Annotated in this window: 19 protein-coding genes; 13 read left to right on the top strand and 6 right to left on the bottom strand. The window is 71.2% G+C overall.

Features of this window, described 5'->3' with window-relative positions:
* Window positions 1–78 precede the first annotated feature (78 nt).
* From CEB94_RS24595 to CEB94_RS24610, 4 genes are all read left to right on the top strand, one after another.
* A complete protein-coding gene (locus CEB94_RS24595; protein WP_175434256.1) occupies window positions 79–1,431 on the top strand; it encodes a glycoside hydrolase family 10 protein in 1,353 nt (450 codons plus the stop codon).
* A gap of 74 nt (window positions 1,432–1,505) precedes the next feature.
* The gene (locus CEB94_RS24600; protein WP_175434257.1) at window positions 1,506–2,555 is read left to right on the top strand and encodes an LCP family protein; all 1,050 of its coding nucleotides are present in this window, start codon (window positions 1,506–1,508) and stop codon (window positions 2,553–2,555) included.
* 129 nt (window positions 2,556–2,684) lie between these two features.
* Window positions 2,685–3,041, top strand: a complete 357-nt coding sequence (locus CEB94_RS24605) for a YciI family protein (protein ID WP_175434258.1) — start codon at window positions 2,685–2,687, stop codon at window positions 3,039–3,041.
* 482 nt (window positions 3,042–3,523) lie between these two features.
* A complete protein-coding gene (locus CEB94_RS24610; protein WP_246112183.1) occupies window positions 3,524–4,729 on the top strand; it encodes an RNA polymerase sigma factor in 1,206 nt (401 codons plus the stop codon).
* Between the two features lie 3 nt (window positions 4,730–4,732).
* On the opposite strand, the gene CEB94_RS24615 is transcribed toward CEB94_RS24610, so the two are convergent.
* On the bottom strand, window positions 4,733–5,902 hold the full coding sequence (locus CEB94_RS24615; protein WP_175434259.1) for a THUMP-like domain-containing protein: 1,170 nt from the start codon (window positions 5,900–5,902) through the stop codon (window positions 4,733–4,735).
* Window positions 5,903–6,021: 119 nt separating this feature from the next.
* Here CEB94_RS24615 and CEB94_RS24620 point away from each other — a divergent pair, with 119 nt between their 5' ends.
* The 4 genes from CEB94_RS24620 (at window position 6,022) to groL (ending at window position 9,920) form a co-directional block, all read left to right on the top strand.
* Window positions 6,022–6,960, top strand: coding sequence for a polysaccharide deacetylase family protein (locus CEB94_RS24620; RefSeq protein ID WP_175434260.1), 939 nt, complete (start codon window positions 6,022–6,024; stop codon window positions 6,958–6,960).
* Window positions 6,957–7,706 carry a polysaccharide deacetylase family protein gene (locus tag CEB94_RS24625; RefSeq protein ID WP_175434261.1) on the top strand — a complete coding sequence of 250 codons (750 nt, stop codon included), beginning with the start codon at window positions 6,957–6,959 and terminating at the stop codon, window positions 7,704–7,706. The genes CEB94_RS24620 and CEB94_RS24625 overlap by 4 nt, the downstream gene beginning before the upstream one ends.
* Window positions 7,707–7,873: 167 nt before the next feature.
* Complete coding sequence (gene groES / locus CEB94_RS24630; protein ID WP_003974211.1) at window positions 7,874–8,182, top strand: co-chaperone GroES; 309 nt, start codon at window positions 7,874–7,876, stop codon at window positions 8,180–8,182.
* 115 nt (window positions 8,183–8,297) lie between these two features.
* Window positions 8,298–9,920, top strand: a complete 1,623-nt coding sequence (gene groL / locus CEB94_RS24635) for a chaperonin GroEL (protein ID WP_175434262.1) — start codon at window positions 8,298–8,300, stop codon at window positions 9,918–9,920.
* A 72-nt stretch (window positions 9,921–9,992) separates the two neighbouring features.
* Here groL and CEB94_RS24640 read toward each other — a convergent pair whose 3' ends face one another.
* The 3 genes from CEB94_RS24640 to CEB94_RS24650 form a co-directional block, all read right to left on the bottom strand.
* Window positions 9,993–10,700 (bottom strand): ester cyclase, encoded by a 708-nt coding sequence (locus tag CEB94_RS24640; protein WP_175434263.1) that lies wholly within the window; start codon window positions 10,698–10,700, stop codon window positions 9,993–9,995.
* Between the two features lie 139 nt (window positions 10,701–10,839).
* Window positions 10,840–11,613 (bottom strand): SDR family NAD(P)-dependent oxidoreductase, encoded by a 774-nt coding sequence (locus CEB94_RS24645; protein ID WP_175434264.1) that lies wholly within the window; start codon window positions 11,611–11,613, stop codon window positions 10,840–10,842.
* A 94-nt stretch (window positions 11,614–11,707) separates the two neighbouring features.
* Window positions 11,708–12,376, bottom strand: coding sequence for an MOSC domain-containing protein (locus tag CEB94_RS24650; protein ID WP_175434265.1), 669 nt, complete (start codon window positions 12,374–12,376; stop codon window positions 11,708–11,710).
* Between the two features lie 80 nt (window positions 12,377–12,456).
* On the opposite strand from CEB94_RS24650, the gene CEB94_RS24655 reads away from it, so the two are divergent.
* Complete coding sequence (locus CEB94_RS24655; protein ID WP_175434266.1) at window positions 12,457–13,353, top strand: LysR family transcriptional regulator; 897 nt, start codon at window positions 12,457–12,459, stop codon at window positions 13,351–13,353.
* A gap of 63 nt (window positions 13,354–13,416) precedes the next feature.
* Here the strand turns inward: CEB94_RS24655 and CEB94_RS24660 are convergent, their stop codons facing one another.
* Window positions 13,417–13,746 (bottom strand): WhiB family transcriptional regulator, encoded by a 330-nt coding sequence (locus CEB94_RS24660; protein ID WP_004927066.1) that lies wholly within the window; start codon window positions 13,744–13,746, stop codon window positions 13,417–13,419.
* Window positions 13,747–14,126: 380 nt separating this feature from the next.
* Here CEB94_RS24660 and CEB94_RS24665 point away from each other — a divergent pair, with 380 nt between their 5' ends.
* The 4 genes from CEB94_RS24665 (at window position 14,127) to CEB94_RS24680 (ending at window position 18,696) form a co-directional block, all read left to right on the top strand.
* Window positions 14,127–14,738 carry a response regulator transcription factor gene (locus tag CEB94_RS24665; protein ID WP_003948568.1) on the top strand — a complete coding sequence of 204 codons (612 nt, stop codon included), beginning with the start codon at window positions 14,127–14,129 and terminating at the stop codon, window positions 14,736–14,738.
* A gap of 484 nt (window positions 14,739–15,222) precedes the next feature.
* Window positions 15,223–15,810 carry a sigma-70 family RNA polymerase sigma factor gene (locus CEB94_RS24670; RefSeq protein WP_033311556.1) on the top strand — a complete coding sequence of 196 codons (588 nt, stop codon included), beginning with the start codon at window positions 15,223–15,225 and terminating at the stop codon, window positions 15,808–15,810.
* Window positions 15,811–15,962: 152 nt separating this feature from the next.
* Entirely contained in the window at window positions 15,963–17,468 is a 1,506-nt protein-coding gene (guaB, locus tag CEB94_RS24675; protein ID WP_175434267.1) for an IMP dehydrogenase, read from the top strand.
* A 103-nt stretch (window positions 17,469–17,571) separates the two neighbouring features.
* Window positions 17,572–18,696: a GuaB3 family IMP dehydrogenase-related protein gene (locus tag CEB94_RS24680; protein WP_031133060.1), complete on the top strand. Its 1,125-nt coding sequence runs from the start codon at window positions 17,572–17,574 to the stop codon at window positions 18,694–18,696.
* Window positions 18,697–19,346: 650 nt separating this feature from the next.
* Here the strand turns inward: CEB94_RS24680 and CEB94_RS24685 are convergent.
* A complete protein-coding gene (locus CEB94_RS24685; RefSeq protein WP_175434268.1) occupies window positions 19,347–20,555 on the bottom strand; it encodes a nucleotide sugar dehydrogenase in 1,209 nt (402 codons plus the stop codon).
* Window positions 20,556–20,609: the final 54 nt, after the last annotated feature.

A 20,609-nucleotide genomic window follows, 5' to 3' on the forward strand; every position in this document is an offset into this window, starting at 1 on the left:
TGACGGGTGGTGCGGACGCCTCCACACTGCACCGAAGCCAATCGGTTGCACCACCGAAACTTTCGGAGGCACCCGCACATGAGATCCCTGAGATCGGGCTCACTGACCTCCCTGCTGGCCTCGGTCGTGACGGCCGGCTCCCTGCTGCTCGCGGCCCCCGCCTCGCACGCCGCAGACACCCCCCTGCGCGACCTCGCCGAAGCCAAGGGCAAGGTCATGGGCACGGCGGTCACCGGCTCGAAACTCACCGGCACCTACGGCGAGATCGCCGGGCGAGAGTTCAACTGGCTCACCCCCGGCAACGCCATGAAGTGGGGCTCGGTCGAGTCGAGCCGGGGCAGCTACGACTGGGCCGAGGCCGACCGGATCGTGGACTTCGCCGAGGCGCACGGCCAGCAGGTGCGCGGCCACACCCTGCTCTGGCACCAGCAGAACCCGGGCTGGCTGACGAACGGCAGCTGGACCCGGGACCAGCTCAGCGCCATCGTCCAGGACCACATCGCCACCGAGGTCGGCCGCTACAAGGACCGGCTGGCCGCCTGGGACGTGGTCAACGAGCCCTTCAACGAGGACGGCACCTACCGTCCGACCCTCTTCCACACCACCCTCGGTCAGGACTACATCGCGCAGGCCCTCGGCTGGGCCCGGGCCGCCGACCCGAGCGCGAAGCTGTACATCAACGACTACAACGTCGAGGGCGTCAACGCGAAGAGCACCGCCCTGTACAACCTGGTCAAGTCCCTGAAGGAGCGGGGGGTTCCGATCGACGGGGTGGGGCTGCAGGCCCATCTGATCGTCGGCCAGGTGCCCTCGACGCTCCAGCAGAACATCCAGCGCTTCGCCGACCTGGGTGTCGACGTGGCGATCACGGAGCTCGACATCCGGATGCAGCTGCCGTCGACCCCGGCGAAGCTGACCCAGCAGGCCGCCGACTACAAGGCGGTCATGCACGCCTGTGTCGCGGTGGCGCGCTGCACCGGCGTCACCGTCTGGGGCTTCACCGACTCCGACTCGTGGATCCCGGACACCTTCCCCGGCCAGGGCGCGGCCACGCCGTACGACGAGAACTACCAGCCGAAACCGGCGTACCACGCCATCGCGGAGGCGCTCGGCGGGACGACCACCCCGCCGCCGACGGACGCCTGTACGGCCACCTACAGCGTCACCAGCCAGTGGAGCAACGGTTACACGGGCCAGGTGCGGATCGCCTGCTCGGGTGCCTCGCTGTCGGCGTGGAAGGCGAACTGGACGTTCGGTGCCGGGCAGCGGATCACCCAGGCCTGGAACGCCAGCTGTACGCAGTCGGGCGCGGCGGTCAGTTGCGCCAACGCCCCCTACAACGGCTCCGTGCCGGACGGTGGGTCGGTGACGTTCGGGTTCAACGCCTCGTGGAGCGGGAGCAATCCGGTGCCGGTGGTGACACTGGGGTGAGTCCGGGCCCCTGAAATCTGAGATTTTCCGAAGAAAAGGCGCCCTGAGCTCCCTGCCCGTAATAATTCGGACTTATGTTCCTGCCCGTGACGGGACATCACGGGGACGAGGGCAGTGCAGTGGGCCGGCGGTCGAGAGCGCTGAAGATCGCCGGCCTCACCCTGGCGGGGACGCTGGTGCTGGGCGCCGGAGCGGCGGGCTGGGCCTACTGGCATCTCAGCGACAACATCACCGGCGTCGACATCGACAACGCGCTCGGCGACGACCGGCCGCCGAAGCCGGTGACGACACCGTCGCCCTCGGCCCCGGCCCTGCCGAGCGAGGCCGTCAACATCCTGGTCCTCGGCTCGGACTCGCGCAGCGGCGAGGAGAACCGCAGGCTCGGCGGCGGTGACAGTTCCGGTGCCCGCTCCGACACGGCGATGGTCGTCCATCTCGACGCCGGGCGGACCAGCGCGACGGTGGTGAGCATCCCGCGCGACACCCTGGTCAGCCGTCCGTCCTGCCCGCGCCCGTCCGGCGGGTCGACGGCGGTTTCCCACCGCTCCATGTTCAACAGCGCGTACGAGGTGGGTGGTCCGGTCTGCGCGGTGAAAACGGTCGAGGCGATGACGAACGTCCGCATGGACCACTACCTCGAGATCGACTTCTCCGGCTTCGCCCGGCTGGTCGACGCGCTCGGCGGAGTCACCGTCACCACGGACGAGGACATCGCCGACGAGGACAGCCATCTCCGGCTGAAGGCGGGCACCCACCATCTGGACGGCACCCGGGCCCTCGCCCTCGCCCGCACCCGGCACGGCATAGGCGACGGCAGCGATCTGGGCCGTATAGGCCTCCAGCAGAAGCTGGTGAAGGCCCTGCTGGAGCAGATCGCCTCCCAGGACCTGCTCACCGACCCGGCCAAGCTGTACCGCGTCGCGGACACGGTCACCGCCGGCCTCACCACCGACACCGGCCTGGACTCCCTCAGCGAACTGACCCGGCTCGGACAGAGTCTGAAGGGCCTCTCGGCGAGTGGGGTGCGGACGGTGATGATGCCCGTGGTGCGGGCGCCGTCGGATCCCAACCGGGTGGTGGCGGAGGAGCCGGAGGCGGGGAAGCTGTGGGAGTCACTGCGCTGATCTGCGCAAACGAGGCACGGGAAAATTCTTCGAAGAAAATTCCGCGAGCATGTCGATCCGGCGGTCTCCCGATCGACGCAGGGGTGAGAGCGGGGAAGAGCCCCGCTCCGCGGACCCCGAGGAGTCACCATGCCGCGCTTTCTCACCCTGATCCGCATCGACGAGAAGAACGCCCCCGCCGAGGGGCCGAGCCCCGAGCTCATGGAGCGGATGGGCACGCTGCTCGAGGAGATCACCAAGGCGGGGGTCATGCTCGACACGGCAGGGCTCACGCCGACCTCGGACGGCAGCCGGGTGACCTGGGAGGGCGGGCAGTTGTCCGTCACCGACGGGCCGTTCACCGAGTCCAAGGAGGTCATCGGCGGCTACTCGATCAGCCAGTGCAAGGACAAGGCCGAGGCGATCGAATGGACCAAGCGGTTCCTGTCCGTGCACGAGGACTACTGGACGATCACCGCCGAGGTCCGGCAGATCACCGAGGACTGACCGGTCCCGCTTGGCCGGGCGGCGCCAGGGGTGTCTGATGGTGGGCTGTGACCCCGCAGCCCACCCCGGCCCCCCAACGCCCCCAGGCCTCGCAGCCCACCGTGGCGTCGGAGTCGTCCCGGGTCTCGCAGTCCACCGAGGGCTCGGAGCCGCCCCTGGCCTCGCAGCCCACTCGGGCCGCGCAGCCGCCCCCGGCCCCACAGCGGCCCCTGGCCTCGCAGCCCACGGAGGGCTCGCAGCCCACCCTGGCGTCGGAGTCGGCCCTGGCCTCGCAGCCCGCGGAGGGTTCGCAGCCCGCCCGGGCGTCGGGTTCGGTCCGGGCCTCGGAGTCGTCTCCGGCCTCGCAGCGGCCCCCGGCTGCGCAGCCGCCCTCGGCCTCGCAGCCCATCCGGGCCCCGCAGTCGCCCTCCGCCCCGCAGCCGCCCCCGCCCCCGGCGCCCCGGCCCGACCGGGCCGCCGAGGCCATTGAGACCGTCTTCCGTATGGAGTCGCCCCGGATCATCGCCGGCGTCACCCGGGTCGTCCGGGACGTCGGCATCGCCGAGGAACTCGCGCAGGACGCGCTGGTCGCGGCGCTGGAGCAGTGGCCGCGGGACGGGGTGCCCGAGAACCCGGGCGCCTGGCTCATGACGACCGCCCGCCACCGCGCCGTCGACCTGGTCCGGCGCCGGGAGAACTACGCCCGCAAGCTGGCGGAGATCGGCCGGGACCTGCCGGCCACGGCTCCCCCGGAGGAGCCCGCCGACCCCGACGGCATCGACGACGACCTGCTCCGCCTGGTGTTCATCGCCTGCCACCCGGTGCTGTCCACCGAGGCCCGCACCGCGCTCACCCTGCGCCTGCTCGGCGGCCTGACCACGGCCGAGATCGCCCGCGCCTTCCTGGTCCCGGAACCGACGATCGCGCAGCGCATCGTCCGCGCCAAACGCACCCTCGCGACGAGGAACATCGCCTTCGAGGTGCCCCACGGCCCCGACCGCGAGGCCCGCCTCGGCTCGGTCCTCGACGTCATCTACCTGATCTTCAACGAGGGGTACGCCGCCACGGCCGGCGACGACTGGCTCCGCCCGTCCCTGTGCGAGGACGCCCTGCGCCTGGCCCGGGTGCTCTCGGCCCTCATGCCGAAGGAACCCGAGGTGCACGGCCTCACCGCGCTCCTGGAGCTGCAGGCGTCCCGTACGGCGGCCCGCACCGGCCCCTGCGGCGAGCCGGTCCTCCTCAAGGACCAGAACCGCTCCCGCTGGAACCGCATGCTCATCGCCCGCGGCATCGCCGCACTGGGCCGGGCCGAGGCCACCTCCTCGGGCGCCCCGGGCCCGTACCTCCTCCAGGCGGCCATCGTCGCCTGCCACGCGCACGCGTACACGTACGAGGAGACCGACTGGTCCCGCATCGCCACCCTTTACGGCCTCCTGGCCGCCCGCTCCCCGTCCCCGGTCGTGGAACTGAACCGCGCGGTGGCCGTCTCGATGTCCGAGGGCCCGGCCGAGGCCCTCGCCCTCGTCGACGCCCTGGCCGGCGACCCCGCCCTGCGGGACTACCACCTGCTGCCCAGCGTCCGCGGCGACCTCCTCGCCCGCCTCGGCCGTACGGCGCAGGCCCGGGCCGAGTTCGAACGGGCGGCGTACCTGACCCGGAACGAGCGGGAGCGGGAGCTGCTGCTGAGGCGGGCGGCGGAGCAGTCCTGAGGGCTACGCCCGGGCCGGGTGCCCGATGAGCATCGCCGGTGCTCCCGCCACCCGGGTCAGGAACACCGTGGCCGCGTGCGGGCCCTGCGGCTTGACCTTCCTGCGGAGCTCCTCCGGCTCGACCGCCGAGCCCCGCTTCTTCACGGTCAGCGTGCCGACCCGCCGCTCCCGCAGCAGTGCCTTCAGCTTCTTGAGGTTGAAGGGCAGATGGTCGGTGATCTCGTAGGCGGTGGCGTACGGGGTCGGGTGTAGGGCGTCGGCCGTGACGTACGCGATGGTCGCGTCGAGCAGCCCGCCGTCGACCCGGTCGGCCACCTCGGCGACCAGGTGGGCCCGGATGACGGCGCCGTCGGGCTCGTAGAGGTAGCGGCCGGGCGGGCGGACCTCCGGGTCGGGAAGGCCGCGGGAGAGCAGGGTGCGGGGACCCGGCAGGAGGGTCGCCCGGACCGCCCCCGGCTCGGTGCCGAACCACAGCACCGCCTCCTTGACGTCCCCCCCGTCGGAGATCCACTCGGCCTCGGCGTCCTCGGGGACCGCCTCGTGCGGGACACCGGGGGCGATCTTCAGCGCGGCGGCCCGGGAGGCCCGGCGGGCGGCGGAGACCGCCCAGGACAGGGGCGGCGAGTAGGCCTCGGGGTCGAAGATCCGGCCGCGGCCGCCCCGTCGGGCGGGGTCGACGAACACGGCGTCGAAACCGGCCGTGTCCACGTCCGTGACGTCCGCCTCGCGCACCTCGACGAGGCCGGCCAGCCCCAGCGCGTCGGCGTTGGCCCGGGCCGCCGCGGCCGTCTGCGGGTCCCGGTCCACGGCCAGCACCCGGATCCCGGCGCGGGCCAGCGCGATCGCGTCGCCGCCGATGCCGCAGCACAGGTCGGCGACCGAGGTGACGCCCAGGCCGGCCATACGACGGGCCCGGTAGGCCGCCACACTCGCCCGGGTCGACTGCTCGACCCCGTTCGGCGTGAAGAACATCCGGCCGGCGTCCTCGGCCCCGAACTTCACCACCGCCCGTTGCCGCAGCCGCGCCTGGCCCAGCGCCGCCGACACCAGCTCGGCGGGGTGCTCGCGGCGCAGCCGGGTCGCGACGGCCAGCTCCCGCGCCGGGTCGGTGTCCCGCACCTCGTCGAGGAGAGCGCGGCCTTCGGGCGTGAGGAGGGGAGCGAGGTCGTTCACCGGATCATTGTCGGCCACGGCGGCGGGCGGGAGGCGTGTGGGCCAGTCGGTGGATGGTGGGGCACCGGCCGCGGTGTCGGGCCGGGACCGGCGGGAGGGGGCTGCGAGGATCCGACACCATGCGAGCAGTCGTACAAAATGACAAAGGCCGGGCATCGGGGCGTGCGCCCGCAGGCGTACGGGTCGGCCTCACCGTGCTCGTCCTCGCCGCCATCGCCTCCGGCTGCGCGCAGGGCGGCGGCAGCGACCAGGTCGCCCCGGCCGGCGGCCAGCAGCCCCTCGACGCGCCCCCGGCCCGCGCGCTCGCCTCCTACGCCACCAAGCTGCGCGCCGCGCACGCCGCCCGGGCCGCCGCCGCGCACCGCTGGGACCTGCGCAAGGTCCCACTGGCCGCCCCGCCGGCCCCCGAGAAGAAGCCCAGGATCAAGACCCGCAAGGGATTCCAGGTGGACGGACACCTGGAACGGAACCTCCCGCCCGTCTTCACCACGGTCCCCACCCGGGACAAGGTCGTCTTCCTCACCATCGACGACGGTGCCGAGAAGGACCGGGTGTTCCTGCGGATGATGAGCGACCTGGACATCCCCTACACGGCCTTCCTCAGCGGCTACCTGGTCAAGGACGACACCCGCTACTTCCGCAAGATGCAGTCCAGGGGCGTGGTCCTGAACAACCACACCCTCCACCACCCCAACCTGCGGGGCCTGTCGTACCGCGCGCAGAAGCGCGAGATCTGCGGCATGCAGCGCTACATGGAGAAGCGGTTCGGCAAACGCCCCGCCCTCTTCCGCCCGCCCTTCGGCAGCTACGACCGGGCGACCCTGCGCGCCGCCAAGGCCTGCGGCATCACGCACGTGCCCCTGTGGAACGAGGAGGTCTTCGCCGACCGCTGGGAGTACCGCGAGGCGGACCGCAGGCTGCACCCGGGCGACATCGTCCTCACGCACTTCCGCGGCCGCGACCAGTGGAAGGGCACGATGGCCGACATGATCCACCGTTTCCTGAACAAGGTCACGGCCCAGGGGTACGCCGTGGGACGGCTGGAGGACTACCTGTGAGGCGGCCGGCCGCCGCCGTGCTCTGCGCGGCCCTGCTGGCCGGCTGCGCCGGGGCGGCGGGGGAACAGCCGGGCATCGCCGACGGCCGGGCCCAGGACCCGGCACACGTGGTGAGCGACCCCCGCCACCTGCCCCCCGTCGTGGACCGCGTCCCCACCCGCGACCCGGTCGTCTTCCTGACCTACGACGACGGCGCCGAACGCGACCCCCGCTTCGTCGGCCTCGTCCGCGAACGGCGGCTCCCGGTCAGCATGTTCCTCACGGACAGCGTCGTGGGGCCCGGCTACGGCCACTTCGCCCGGCTGCGCGCGGTCGGGGCGTCCATCCAGAACCACACGCTCGACCACCCCGCCCTGCGCGGCCTGCCCTACGCGGGGCAGCGCGCCGAGATCTGCGGCCAGCAGCACAAGCTCCGCTCCCGCTTCGGCATCACCCCCCGCCTCCTCCGCCCGCCCCACGGCACCTACGACACGACGACCCTGCGCGCCGCCGCCGACTGCGGCATCACCGCGGTCGTCCTGTGGCGGGCGTCCCTGAACGCCGACGGCGAACTGACGTACACCCGGGGCGAGCCCGGCCTGCGCGCCGGTGACATCGTCTCGATTCCGTCCGGCGAGACCGGGTCCCTGACCCTGACGGAACGGACCGAACGCCTGCTGCGGGTGATCGGAGAGCGGGGGCTGCGGGTGGGCCGGCTGGAGGACCACCTGGAGAGAACACCTGGCCGACGCGCGGGCGGCAATTAGCAGTCCGCTTGACCGAGTGCTAATCGCAGTCATAGTCTCGGCTCTGGCACTCCCCCTAGGAGAGTGCCAACACAGCGACGGGCAGGTCCGGCACCCGCGACGACGGATCCACCTGGTCGCCACCTCAGACAGTCAACCCCGTGATCTCCGAAGGGGGAGGTCGGATCGTGACGACCACCAGCTCCAAGGTTGCCATCAAGCCGCTCGAGGACCGCATTGTGGTCCAGCCGCTCGACGCCGAGCAGACCACCGCCTCTGGCCTGGTCATCCCGGACACCGCCAAGGAGAAGCCCCAGGAGGGCGTCGTCCTGGCCGTGGGCCCGGGCCGCTTCGAGGACGGCAACCGTCTTCCGCTCGACGTCTCCGTCGGTGACGTCGTGCTCTACAGCAAGTACGGCGGCACCGAGGTGAAGTACAACGGCGAGGAGTACCTCGTCCTCTCGGCCCGCGACGTGCTCGCGATCGTCGAGAAGTAATTCACTCCAAGCACACTGCTTTGAACTGCGCCCCTGGCCCCCGCGATCGCTATTGAGCCGGGCGCCCGGGGCGCAGTGCCGTTACCCCTGATTCCGGAAGAGGGCTCACGCTCCCATGGCGAAGATCCTGAAGTTCGACGAGGACGCCCGTCGCGCCCTCGAGCGCGGCGTCAACAAGCTTGCCGACACGGTCAAGGTGACGATCGGCCCCAAGGGCCGCAACGTCGTCATCGACAAGAAGTTCGGCGCTCCCACCATCACCAACGACGGCGTGACCATCGCCCGCGAGGTCGAGGTCGAGGACCCGTTCGAGAACCTCGGTGCGCAGCTGGTCAAGGAGGTGGCGACCAAGACCAACGACATCGCGGGTGACGGTACGACCACCGCGACCGTGCTCGCCCAGGCGCTCGTACGCGAGGGCCTGAAGAACGTCGCCGCCGGTGCCTCCCCGGCCGCCCTGAAGAAGGGCATCGACGCCGCCGTCGCCGCGGTCTCCGAGGAGCTCCTCGCGACGGCCCGCCCGATCGACGAGAAGTCCGACATCGCCGCCGTCGCCGGTCTGTCCGCGCAGGACAGCCAGGTCGGCGAGCTCATCGCCGAGGCGATGGACAAGGTCGGCAAGGACGGTGTCATCACCGTCGAGGAGTCCAACACCTTCGGTCTGGAGCTGGACTTCACCGAGGGCATGGCCTTCGACAAGGGCTACCTGTCGCCGTACTTCGTGACGGACCAGGAGCGCATGGAAGCCGTCCTGGACGACCCGTACATCCTCATCACGCAGGGCAAGATCTCCGCCATCGCGGACCTCCTGCCGCTGCTGGAGAAGGTCATCCAGTCCAACGCCTCCAAGCCGCTGCTGATCATCGCCGAGGACGTCGAGGGCGAAGCCCTGTCCACCCTCGTAGTGAACAAGATCCGCGGCACCTTCAACGCCGTCGCCGTGAAGGCCCCCGGCTTCGGCGACCGCCGCAAGGCGATGCTGCAGGACCTGGCGGTCCTCACCGGCGCCACGGTCGTCTCCGAGGAGGTCGGCCTCAAGCTCGACCAGGTCGGTCTGGACGTCCTCGGCTCCGCCCGCCGCGTCACCGTCACCAAGGACGACACCACGGTCGTCGACGGCGCCGGCAACAAGGACGACGTGCACGGCCGCGTCGCCCAGATCAAGGCCGAGATCGAGTCCACCGACTCCGACTGGGACCGCGAGAAGCTCCAGGAGCGCCTCGCGAAGCTGGCCGGCGGCGTGTGCGTCATCCGCGTCGGTGCCGCCACCGAGGTCGAGCTCAAGGAGCGCAAGCACCGTCTGGAGGACGCCATCTCCGCGACCCGCGCCGCGGTCGAGGAGGGCATCGTCTCCGGTGGTGGCTCCGCGCTGGTCCACGCCGTCAAGGTCCTCGAGGGCAACCTCGGCAAGACCGGCGACGAGGCCACCGGTGTCGCGGTCGTCCGCAAGGCCGCCGTCGAGCCGCTGCGCTGGATCGCCGAGAACGCCGGCCTGGAGGGCTACGTCATCACCTCCAAGGTCGCCGAGCTCGACAAGGGCCAGGGCTTCAACGCCGCCACCGGCGAGTACGGCGACCTGGTCAAGGCCGGCGTCATCGACCCGGTCAAGGTCACCCGCTCCGCCCTGGAGAACGCCGCCTCCATCGCCTCCCTCCTCCTCACGACCGAGACCCTGGTCGTCGAGAAGAAGGAAGAAGAGGAGCCGGCCGCGGGCCACAGCCACGGCCACTCCCACTGAGGCACCGACCTCGTCGGGAAGCCCCCGTACCGCCCCGCGCGGCACGGGGGCTTTCCGCGTTCCCGGGTGCTGTCACAACTCCAGCGGATCGAGCACCCCGAGCTGCTGCATCAGCCCCAGCCGGTCGTACTGCCACCAGCCCTCGGCGATCTTCCCGTCCGGCGTGCAGCGGTGGACGGTCGTCCCCGTCATGGTGACCTCCTGCCCGGTCGGCGGGATCCCGAGGAAGTCGCCCGTGTGACGCCCGTGGAAGGTCCACCGGGTGCACACCCGGTCGCCCTGCGCCATCTGGTCGTCGATGGTGAACGAGAAGTCGAACCCGCCCCGCCACACCTCCACCTCGCGCCGCACCGCGTCCAGCCCGATGACGTCCTGCACATTGGCGGGATCGTGGTCGTGGTAGTCCTCGATGAACACGTCGTTGAACGGCGGCGCGTCCCCCCGGCCGGGCGCGAGCTCGAAGAACCTGCGCGCGGTGGCCGTGTACAGCTGCTCGTCCCGCACCACCTCCAGGTCCGTGAAGGTCGGCGTCTCGTCGCAGAGCGCCACCATGTCCTGGAAGATCCGGTCGGTCTCCGGCAGCCCGGAGTTGCGCATCGCCTCCTCGTACGACGGGAACTCCACGATCTCCACGATGTGCGAGGCGTCGGCCCGGTCCTTCGCCACCACACTGTGCGTCGCGGTCCGCTTCCCCTTGGTCTGCTCGACCCACCGGTCCATCAGCCGGTTCATCTCGTCGAGCCGGCTGGTCCTGCATTCGATGAGCTGTACGAAGGTCATGGCCTCGCCTCCGGCCCCCCTGGGTCCGGCTGAACAGCTTCATTGTCCCAAGGGGAGCGCCCGGGTGCCTCCCGGCACAAGAAGTGAGGAGCCTGCCGGGCCGACCGTGTCGCGGCACGGCCGGGCCCACCGCACACGCCTACTGCGGCCCGTACTTCCGGCCCGTCTTGGACGACACCGCCCCGAGCATCCCCCGCGGCACCAGCTTCGCCGCGCCCATCAGCGCCTTGTACCGCGGGTCCGGAATGGACAGCGTCTTGCCGCGCGCCAGATCGTGCAGCGCCGCCGCCACCAGCTTGTCGGCGTCGAGCCACATCCAGCCCGGGATGTTGTCGGTGCCCATCCCGGCCCGGTCGTGGAACTCGGTGCGCACGAACCCCGGGCAGAGCGCCATCAGCCGTACGCCGCTGCCGGCCAGGTCGCGCGCCGCGCCCTGCGTGAACTGCACGACCCAGGCCTTGGACGCGCCGTAGGTGCCCCGGGGGACGAAGGCGGCCACCGACGCGACGTTGACGACGCCGCCGCGGCCGCGCTCGCGCATGGCCCCGGTCGCCGCCGACGTCAGCCGCAGCACCGCCTCGCAGTGCACCTTCAGCATCCGCAGCTCGTCGGCCATGGAGACGTCGAGATAGCGGCCCTTGTTGCCGAACCCGGCGTTGTTGATCAGGAGGTCGACGGCGTTCTTGCGGTCGCCGAGGCGTCCGGCCACCGCCTCGATGCCCTGGTCCTCGGCCAGGTCGGCCGTCAGCACCTCCGCCTCGATGCCGTGCCGGTCGTGCAGTTCGGTCGCCTGTTCCCGGAGCCGCTTGGTGTCGCGGGCCACCAGCACCAGGTTGTGCCCGTCGGCCGCCAGTCGCCGCGCGAACGCGGCCCCGATGCCTGCCGTCGATCCCGTAATCAGAGCCGTTGTCATGGCAGAAGATTAGTGACCTGGACCGCGTGCATCCGCTTCCCCGTGGGGCCGTCCGTGGTGAAGGGTCGGTGGAGACGGGCGTGGTGAGCGGCCGTCAGGCCCCGTACTTCTCCTCGTACTCCCGTGCCGTCCTCAGCAACTCCGGGTGCAGGGCGTCGCCCGCCGCCAGCAGTCGCGGCAGCAGCGTCCGTTCGATCGTCACCGCCCGGAACTGCAGGGCCACGGTCACGTCGTGGCCGGGCCGGTGCACGATCTCGACGGCGTCGCCCGCGCGGATCTCCCCTGGCTCGATCACCCGCAGGTACGCCCCCGGCGCACAGCGCTGCGTGAACCGCTTCACCCAGCTCTTCTCGTCCATATGGCCCTGGAACGTACGGCACGGGATCCGCCCGGAGGTGATCTCCAGCACCACATCGGGCCCGATGCGCCAGCGCTCGCCGATCAGCGCGCCGGACACGTCGAGGCCCTGGGTGGTGAGGTTCTCGCCGAAGGCGCCGTCGGCCAGCGTGCGGCCCAGCTCGCGCTCCCACTCGTCCATGTCCTCACGGGCCATGGCGTACACCGCCTGGTCGTCGCCGCCGTGATGCTCCAGCTTGCACACCGCGTCCCCGGCCAGCCCGCTTCCGCCGATGCCCTTGGGCCCGGGCGCGGACACCCGCACCGGCCCGTCCACCGGCCGCTTGTCGATCCCGGTCACGCCCGCCGGGTTGTCCGTGTACGGCACGGCCTCGGCACGGCCCAGATTCACTGACAGAAGCTTCATGCCCGCACGGTAGGCGACCGGTCCCCAAAGCGTCGACGCGTTATTGGGAGCGGCATCAAAGGGTCGCTTATCCTCGAAGGGTGATCGAAGCTCGTCATCTCCGCGTCCTGCGCGCCGTCGCGACCACCGGCTCCTTCTCCGCCGCGGGCCGCGAGCTGGGCTGCACCCAGCCCGCCGTCAGCCAGCAGATGAAGGCCCTGGAAACCTCCGTCGGCACGCCTCTGCTCATCCGCACCGGACGGGAGATGCGCCTGACCCAGGCCGGCGAGGCCCTGGTGCGGCACGCGGCCGGGATCCTCGCCGGGCTCACGGCCGCGGAGGAGGAGGTCGCCGCCATCGCCGGGCTGCGCGCGGGCCGGGTCCGGCTCGTCTCCTTCCCCAGCGGCAGTTCCACCCTCGTCCCCACGGCCCTCGCGGCCCTGCGCGAGGCGCACCCCGGTACCCGCGTCTCCCTGGAGGAGGCCGAGCCGCCCGCCTCCGTCGGCCTGCTGCGGGAGGGCGACTGCGACGTGGCGCTCGCCTTCCGCTACGAGGGGGCGGCGGGCGCCGAGGAGTGGGACGACCTGGTCGTACGGCCGCTGCTGTCGGACCGGCTCGTCGCACTCGTGCCGGAGCGGCACCGGCTCGCGGGCGCGGAGTCCGTCGCCATCGGCGAGCTCACCGAGGAGCCGTGGATCGCGGGCTGCCCGCGCTGCCGCGGACAGTTGGTCGAGGTGTGCGCGGCGGCCGGCTTCACCCCGCGCATCGACTTCGCGACCGACGACTACCCGGCCGTCGTCGGCCTCGTCGGCGCCGGTCTGGGCGTGGCCGTGCTGCCCCAGCTGGCCGTCGAGTCGGTACGGCCCCGGGGGGTGCGCACCGTGCGGCTCGAACCGGCGGTGCGGCGGGAGATCGTCGCGCTCACGCTGCCCGACCTCGCGCAGGTTCCGGCCGTGGCGGCGACGCTCGTCCAGCTGGGCCGGGCCGCCCGCCGCTAACGCGCCCACGCGCGTCAAAAACCAACGGCACGCGTGCGCGTGCCTGTTCGCAGAAACGTTCCTTCAGTTGTTCGAGGCGGTGTGCCCGCCCGATGCCGACGCCGACACCAGCCGGTTGCGCGCCCGCCCCATCAGTTCTTCGCGCTCGTCCTCGGTCAGCCCGCCCCACACGCCGTACGGCTCACGCACCGCCAAGGCGTGGGCGGCGCACTCGGCACGTACCGGGCACCTCATGCAGACCTCTTTGGCCGAGTTCTCACGAGCGCTCCTCGCCGCACCGCGCTCACCCTCCGGATGGAAGAAGAGCGAGCTGTCCACCCCGCGACAGGCAGCCAGCAGCTGCCAGTCCCACAGGTCCGCGTTCGGTCCGGGAAGGCGGGAGAAATCTGCCATTACGTGACCCCTTGTAGCCGTTATGGGCGGATCCGGTGTCTACGACCGTACAACTACGATCTAAGGAGATGAAAATATGACTCATTGCGAATCTAGCTCCAGACACTGGCAAAGCGGAAGAAATGGGTCTGAATGGGGCATAGGTTGTGATGAAAGTTCGAGGGTCTGTTGCGCATGTCTGCACCGTGTCCGCCCCCTCACGTAGAGTGCCGAAGATGGCAGCCGCCCCCGTAACTCTTTCGAGTGACCGTCGTTGAGAGTGCGAGGCGGTTGAAGGAACAAGTGCTCGGGCGGGCGTCCGAGACGGTCGACCGCACAGGTGACGATTTCGTACCAGCCTGGAGGCTCAAGGTGACGCGCATCAGCTGCGGAGGGCGGTCATGACATCCGTCCTCGTCTGCGACGACTCCCCGCTTGCCCGAGAGGCGCTCCGTCGTGCGGTCGCGACCGTGCCCGGCGTAGAGCGCGTGACGACGGCGGCCAACGGCGAGGAAGTCCTCCGCCGCTGGGGGGCCGACCGCTCGGACCTGATTCTGATGGACGTACGCATGCCCGGCCTGGGCGGCGTCGAGACGGTCCGGCGGCTGCTGTCCGCGGACCCCGGTGCGCGCATCATCATGCTCACCGTCGCCGAGGACCTGGACGGCGTGGCCCTCGCGGTCGCCGCCGGTGCCCGCGGCTATCTGCACAAGGACGCCTCCCGCGCGGAACTGCGCGCGACGGTGACCCAGGCCCTGGCCGACCCGACCTGGCGGCTCGCGCCGCGCCGGCTGCGCTCGGCCGAGATGGGCGCGGCGCCCACGCTCACGGCGCGTGAGATCCAGGTCCTCGAAGGCATGAGTCACGGCCGCTCGAACGCGGAGATCGGTCGTGAGTTGTTCCTCTCCGAGGACACCGTCAAGACGCACGCGCGGCGCCTGTTCAAGAAGCTCGGCGCCTCGGACCGGGCCCACGCCGTGGCGCTCGGCTTCCGGTGGGGTCTGGTGCGCTAGGGCCTGTCGTTTGGATCACGCCTGTCCTTCGGATCGGGCCGGCTTCGGCGCGCGCCCTCCGGCCGGGGCCGGAGGGCGGGGGCATGTGGATGCCCCCGCGCGAGCCGCACCCGCGTGGACCGAAGCCGGTGGCCGGCGACAGCGCCGACAGGGATCTGCCCCTGCCCGAGCGAGGTCGAGAGCCCGGGAGGGCGCAGGCGGGGATCCACATCCCCGGGATGATCCGAACGGCAGGTCCCAGCGGTCGAGGTGAAGGCACGAAAAGCCAGGTGGGCGCGGGTGGGCCGGGGGGTCACCGGGAGCCCGATGCTCGTTTCGCCGCGGATGCCGCATCCTTGAGGGTGTGGAGTTCCTCGGGGACGAGTCGGTCGAGCGGAAGGGGAGGGCGCAGGGGATGAGTGCCGGCGCACCTGCTCATAACGCTTCGGTGCACAACAACGGGCGCGGTGCCGCGGACCCGGCGGACGCAAGGCACCATGGACCGATGCGCGACGACGAGGCGGCCCATGCCCAGGGCGCGATCGGTGCGCTCGTCCACCGCGCCGTCGACGGGGACGAGCAGGCGACGCACGACCTGCTCGCCCATGTCCACCCCCTGGCCCTGCGCTACTGCCGCACCCGTCTGTCCCGTCTTCCGGGCGACGCCCGGCACTTCGTGGAGGACCTGGCCCAGGAGGTCTGCGTGGCGGTGCTCCTCGCGCTGCCGCGCTACCGGGACACCGGGCGCCCCTTCGAGGCGTTCGTCTTCGCCATCGCCGCTCACAAGGTCGCCGACCTGCAGCGCGCGGCGATGCGCCACCCCGGCTCGACGGCCGTCCCCTCCGACGAGATGCCCGAGCGCCCGGACGACTCCCTGGGCCCGGAGGAGCGCGCCCTGCTCAGCAGCGACGCGGAATGGGCCAAGAAGCTGCTGGCCAACCTCCCCGAGAACCAGCGGGAGCTGCTGCTGCTGCGGATCGCGGTGGGACTCACGGCCGAGGAGACCGGCCAGATGTTGGGAATGTCACCCGGAGCGGTCCGGGTGGCTCAGCACAGGGCGCTGAGCCGGCTGCGCGCGCTGGCCGAGCAGTAGCCCTGCCGGAACAACCTTCTGTTGAACAGGCGGTGGGCCGCTTCCGTACGAACATACGAGGCCCGGAGCCAGGCGGAACCGTGGAATGAGACAGCCGCGCTTCCCGTTAGCATGGACATCCGCACCGATCAAGGCCATTTGGGGAAGGTGTCATGACTGCCAACGTCGACGGAGTGCCCGGTAAATTCGCGACACTCGGGCTGACCTACGACGACGTGCTGCTGCTGCCGGGTGCATCCGAGGTGCTCCCCAACGCGGTCGACACCTCGTCCCGCATCTCCCGCAACGTCCGGGTGAACATCCCGCTGCTCTCGGCGGCGATGGACAAGGTGACCGAGTCCCGCATGGCGATCGCGATGGCACGCCAGGGCGGCGTCGGCGTGCTGCACCGCAACCTCTCCATCGAGGACCAGGTCAACCAGGTCGACCTGGTGAAGCGCTCCGAGTCCGGCATGGTCACCGACCCGATCACGGTGCACCCCGACGCGACGCTGGGCGAGGCCGACGCCCTGTGCGCCAAGTTCCGCATCAGCGGCGTCCCCGTGACGGACGGCAACAAGAAGCTGCTCGGCATCGTCACCAACCGCGACATGGCCTTCGAGACCGACCGCACGCGTCAGGTGCGCGAGGTCATGACCCCGATGCCGCTGGTCACCGGCAAGGTCGGCATCTCCGGCGCCGACGCCATGGAGCTGCTGCGCCGTCACAAGATCGAGAAGCTTCCCCTGGTCGACGACGCGGGTGTCCTCAAGGGCCTCATCACCGTCAAGGACTTCGTCAAGGCCGAGCAGTACCCCAACGCGGCGAAGGACTCCGAGGGCCGGCTGCTCGTCGGCGCGGCCGTGGGCGCCAGCCCCGAGGCTCTGGAGCGCGCCCAGGCGCTCGCCGGGGCGGGCGTGGACTTCCTGGTCGTCGACACCTCGCACGGCCACAACAGCAACGCGCTCAGCTGGATGGCGAAGATCAAGTCGAGCGTGGGCGTCGACGTGATCGGTGGCAACGTCGCCACGCGTGACGGTGCCCAGGCGCTGATCGACGCCGGCGTCGACGGCATCAAGGTGGGCGTGGGCCCCGGCTCGATCTGCACCACCCGCGTGGTCGCCGGTATCGGCGTCCCGCAGGTCACCGCCATCTACGAGGCGTCCCTCGCGGCCCGTCCGGCCGGCATCCCGCTGATCGGTGACGGCGGCCTGCAGTACTCCGGCGACATCGGCAAGGCCCTGGCCGCCGGCGCCGACACGGTGATGCTGGGCAGCCTCCTCGCGGGCTGTGAGGAGTCCCCGGGCGAGCTGCAGTTCATCAACGGCAAGCAGTTCAAGTCGTACCGCGGCATGGGCTCGCTCGGTGCGATGCAGTCCCGCGGCCAGGCCAAGTCGTACTCCAAGGACCGCTACTTCCAGGCCGAGGTCGGCTCCGACGACAAGCTCGTGCCCGAGGGCATCGAGGGGCAGGTGCCCTACCGCGGTCCGCTGGCCAACGTCCTGCACCAGCTCGTCGGCGGTCTGCGCCAGACGATGGGCTACGTGGGCGCCGCCTCCATCGACGAGATGGAGACCAAGGGCCGCTTCGTCCGCATCACGTCGGCCGGCCTCAAGGAGAGCCACCCGCACGACATCCAGATGACGGTCGAGGCACCGAACTACAGCCGCAACAAGTAGACCCGGCCTTCCGAGGGCGGCTCCGGAGCATCCGGGGCCGCCCTCGCCGTGCCCGTCGGCGATACTGGAAGACGCTGCAACGCATCAGGGAAAGGCCACAGACGTGACTGAGATCGAGATCGGGCGCGGCAAGCGCGGCCGCCGGGCGTACGCCTTCGACGACATCGCCGTCGTCCCCAGCCGCCGTACGCGGGACCCGAAGGAGGTCTCGATCGCCTGGCAGATCGACGCCTACCGCTTCGAGCTGCCCTTCCTGGCCGCCCCCATGGACTCGGTCGTCTCCCCGGCCACCGCGATCCGCATCGGCGAGCTCGGCGGCCTCGGCGTGCTGAACCTCGAGGGCCTGTGGACGCGCTACGAGGACCCGCAGCCGCTGCTCGACGAGATCGCGGAGCTGGACTCGGAGACCGCGACCCGCCGCCTCCAGGAGATCTACGCGGCTCCCATCAAGGAGGAGCTGATCGGGCAGCGCATCAAGGAAGTGCGCGACTCCGGAGTCGTCACCGCCGCCGCGCTCTCCCCGCAGCGCACCGCCCAGTTCTCCAAGGCCGTCGTGGACGCGGGCGTGGACATCTTCGTCATCCGCGGTACGACGGTCTCGGCGGAACACGTCTCCGGCGCGCACGAGCCGCTGAACCTGAAGCAGTTCATCTACGAGCTCGACGTCCCGGTGATCGTCGGCGGCTGCGCCACGTACACCGCCGCCCTGCACCTGATGCGCACCGGCGCGGCCGGTGTGCTGGTCGGCTTCGGCGGCGGCGCGGCACACACCACGCGCAACGTGTTGGGCATCCAGGTCCCCATGGCGACGGCTGTCGCCGACGTGGCCGCGGCGCGCCGTGACTACATGGACGAGTCCGGCGGCCGGTACGTGCACGTGATCGCGGACGGCGGTGTCGGCTGGTCCGGCGACCTGGCCAAGGCGATCGCCTGCGGCGCCGACTCCGTCATGATGGGCTCCCCGCTCGCGCGGGCGACGGACGGCCCGGGCAAGGGCCACCACTGGGGCATGGAGGCCGTGAACGAGGAACTCCCGCGTGGCAAGAAGGTCGCCCTCGGCACGGTCGGCACGCTGGAGGAGATCCTCACGGGCCCGTCCCACACGCCGGACGGCTCGATGAACCTCTTCGGCGCCCTGCGCCGTGCCATGTCCACGACGGGCTACAGCGAGCTGAAGGAGTTCCAGCGGGTCGAGGTCACGGTGGCGGATTCGCAGCACCGGCGGTAGTCGGCCCCGACGCTGAGAAGGGCCTGGTCACTCGGGGGAGTGGCCGGGCCCTTTTGCGTGCCCAAGTGGCTCTGACGGGGCGCGTGTTGCCGACGGGGGGCGCACGGGTGCCTTCGGGCCGTTCGGCCCCGTGGAGGGCAGTTTCGAGGCGCTAGTGTCCGTGATCGGCGCCCAGGTTCTTCTGGGCTCCCCCTTCCAAGGACACGGTTCCGGACCCCGGCCCTCGGGGCCCGGCCCGATTTCCGACGTGCCGCCTACCGGGTCAATGGGCGGCGTCGTGGAAGGGGGCGCCCATGGGACGCCACCGCAAGCCCACCCGCTGGGACCGACTCCGTCTTCGGATGGTGCAGTGCCGGAGGAGGTGGATCTTGCGGCTTTTCGGATGGTGAGCGGCCGCCCCCATGAGAACTAGGGGCGGACACTCCGTGATCCATCCAGGAGCCTGCCGCAGTGGCCACTGCGGTGGGCTCCGCCTTGTTTCGGATGGTGAGCGGCCGCCCCCATGAGAACTAGGGGCGGACACTCCGTGATCCATCCAGGAGCCTGCCGCAGTACCCCCTGCGGTGGGCTCCACCTGTTTCCGTAAGGTACCCGCGCAGCGTGCCGCATGCCACCAGTCCCCAGGGCTCACGCATCCCGCGCGCCCCCCTTCACAACCGATGCGCCGCCCCCGTGGGCGCCGCCCCCCGCGTGTCCAGGAGCAGCTGGGCCTTCACCGACAGGCCCTGGAGGTCGTACGTGCGGTGCTGCTGGAGCAGGATGGTCAGGTCCGCGTCGGCCGCTGCCTCGTAGAGGGAGTCCACGCGGGGGATGGGGCGGTCGAGGACGCTCCAGGCGGGGACGTACGGGTCGTGGTAGCTGACCGCCGCGCCCAGTTCCATCAGGCGCAGGGCGATCTCCTGGGCCGGGGTGCCCTGGAGATCGGCGAGGTCGGGCTTGTAGGTGACGCCGAGGAGGAGCACGCGCGCGCCCCGGGCCGACTTGCCGTGTTCGTTGAGGAGCGTGGCGGCGCGCTGGACGACGTAGCCGGGCATGCGGCTGTTGACCTGCTGGGCCAGTTCCACCATGCGCAGGCCGCGGCCGCCGGGGGTGGTCATGTCCTGGGGGACGGAGTGGCCGCCGACGCCGGGGCCGGGGCGGAAGGCCTGGAAACCGAAAGGCTTGGTCTCCGCGCAGCGGATGACGTCCCAGAGGTCGACGCCCAGGTCGTTGCAGAGGACGGCCATCTCGTTGACGAGGGCGATGTTCACGTGCCGGTAGTTGGTCTCCAGTAGCTGCACGGTCTCCGCTTCGCGGGGTCCACGCGCGCGTACCACCTTGTCGGTCAGCCGTGAGTGGAACGCGGCGGCCGACTCGGTGCAGGCCGGGGTGAGGCCGCCGATGACCTTGGGGGTGGTGGCGGGCGTGACGTCACGGTTGCCGGGGTCGACGCGGCTGGGGGAGTACGCGAGGTGGAAGTCGCGGCCCGCGCGCAGGCCGGAGCCCTCTTCGAGGAGCGGACGCAGGAATTCCTCTGTCGTCCCCGGGTACACGGGTGACTCCAGGATCACCGTGGTGTGGGGGCGCAGATGGGCGGCAAGGGTGCGGGCGGCTGCTTCCAGCTGGCTCAGGTCGAGCCCGCCGTCCGCCCCTCGTGGGGTCGGCGCGCAGATGACCGCGGTGCGCACGCGGCCGAGTTCGGCCGGGTCGGTGGTCGGCCGGAAGCCCCCCGAGAGCATCCGGCGCAGTTCGGCGGGGCTGAGCGAGCCCGCCTCGGGTCCGGTCCGGTAGCCGATGGTGGGGATGCCGGCGGCGACGGCGGCCTGGGCCAGGGGCAGGCCGTACGCGCCGAGTCCGATGACGGCGAGATCTGCGGGCATGGCGGCCGTCCTTCCCGATAGCCGAAGTGGGACAGGTGCGCAAGCCCTGTGGAC

This window comes from Streptomyces hawaiiensis (assembly GCF_004803895.1).
GTDB classification, from domain to species: Bacteria; Actinomycetota; Actinomycetes; order Streptomycetales; family Streptomycetaceae; genus Streptomyces; species Streptomyces hawaiiensis.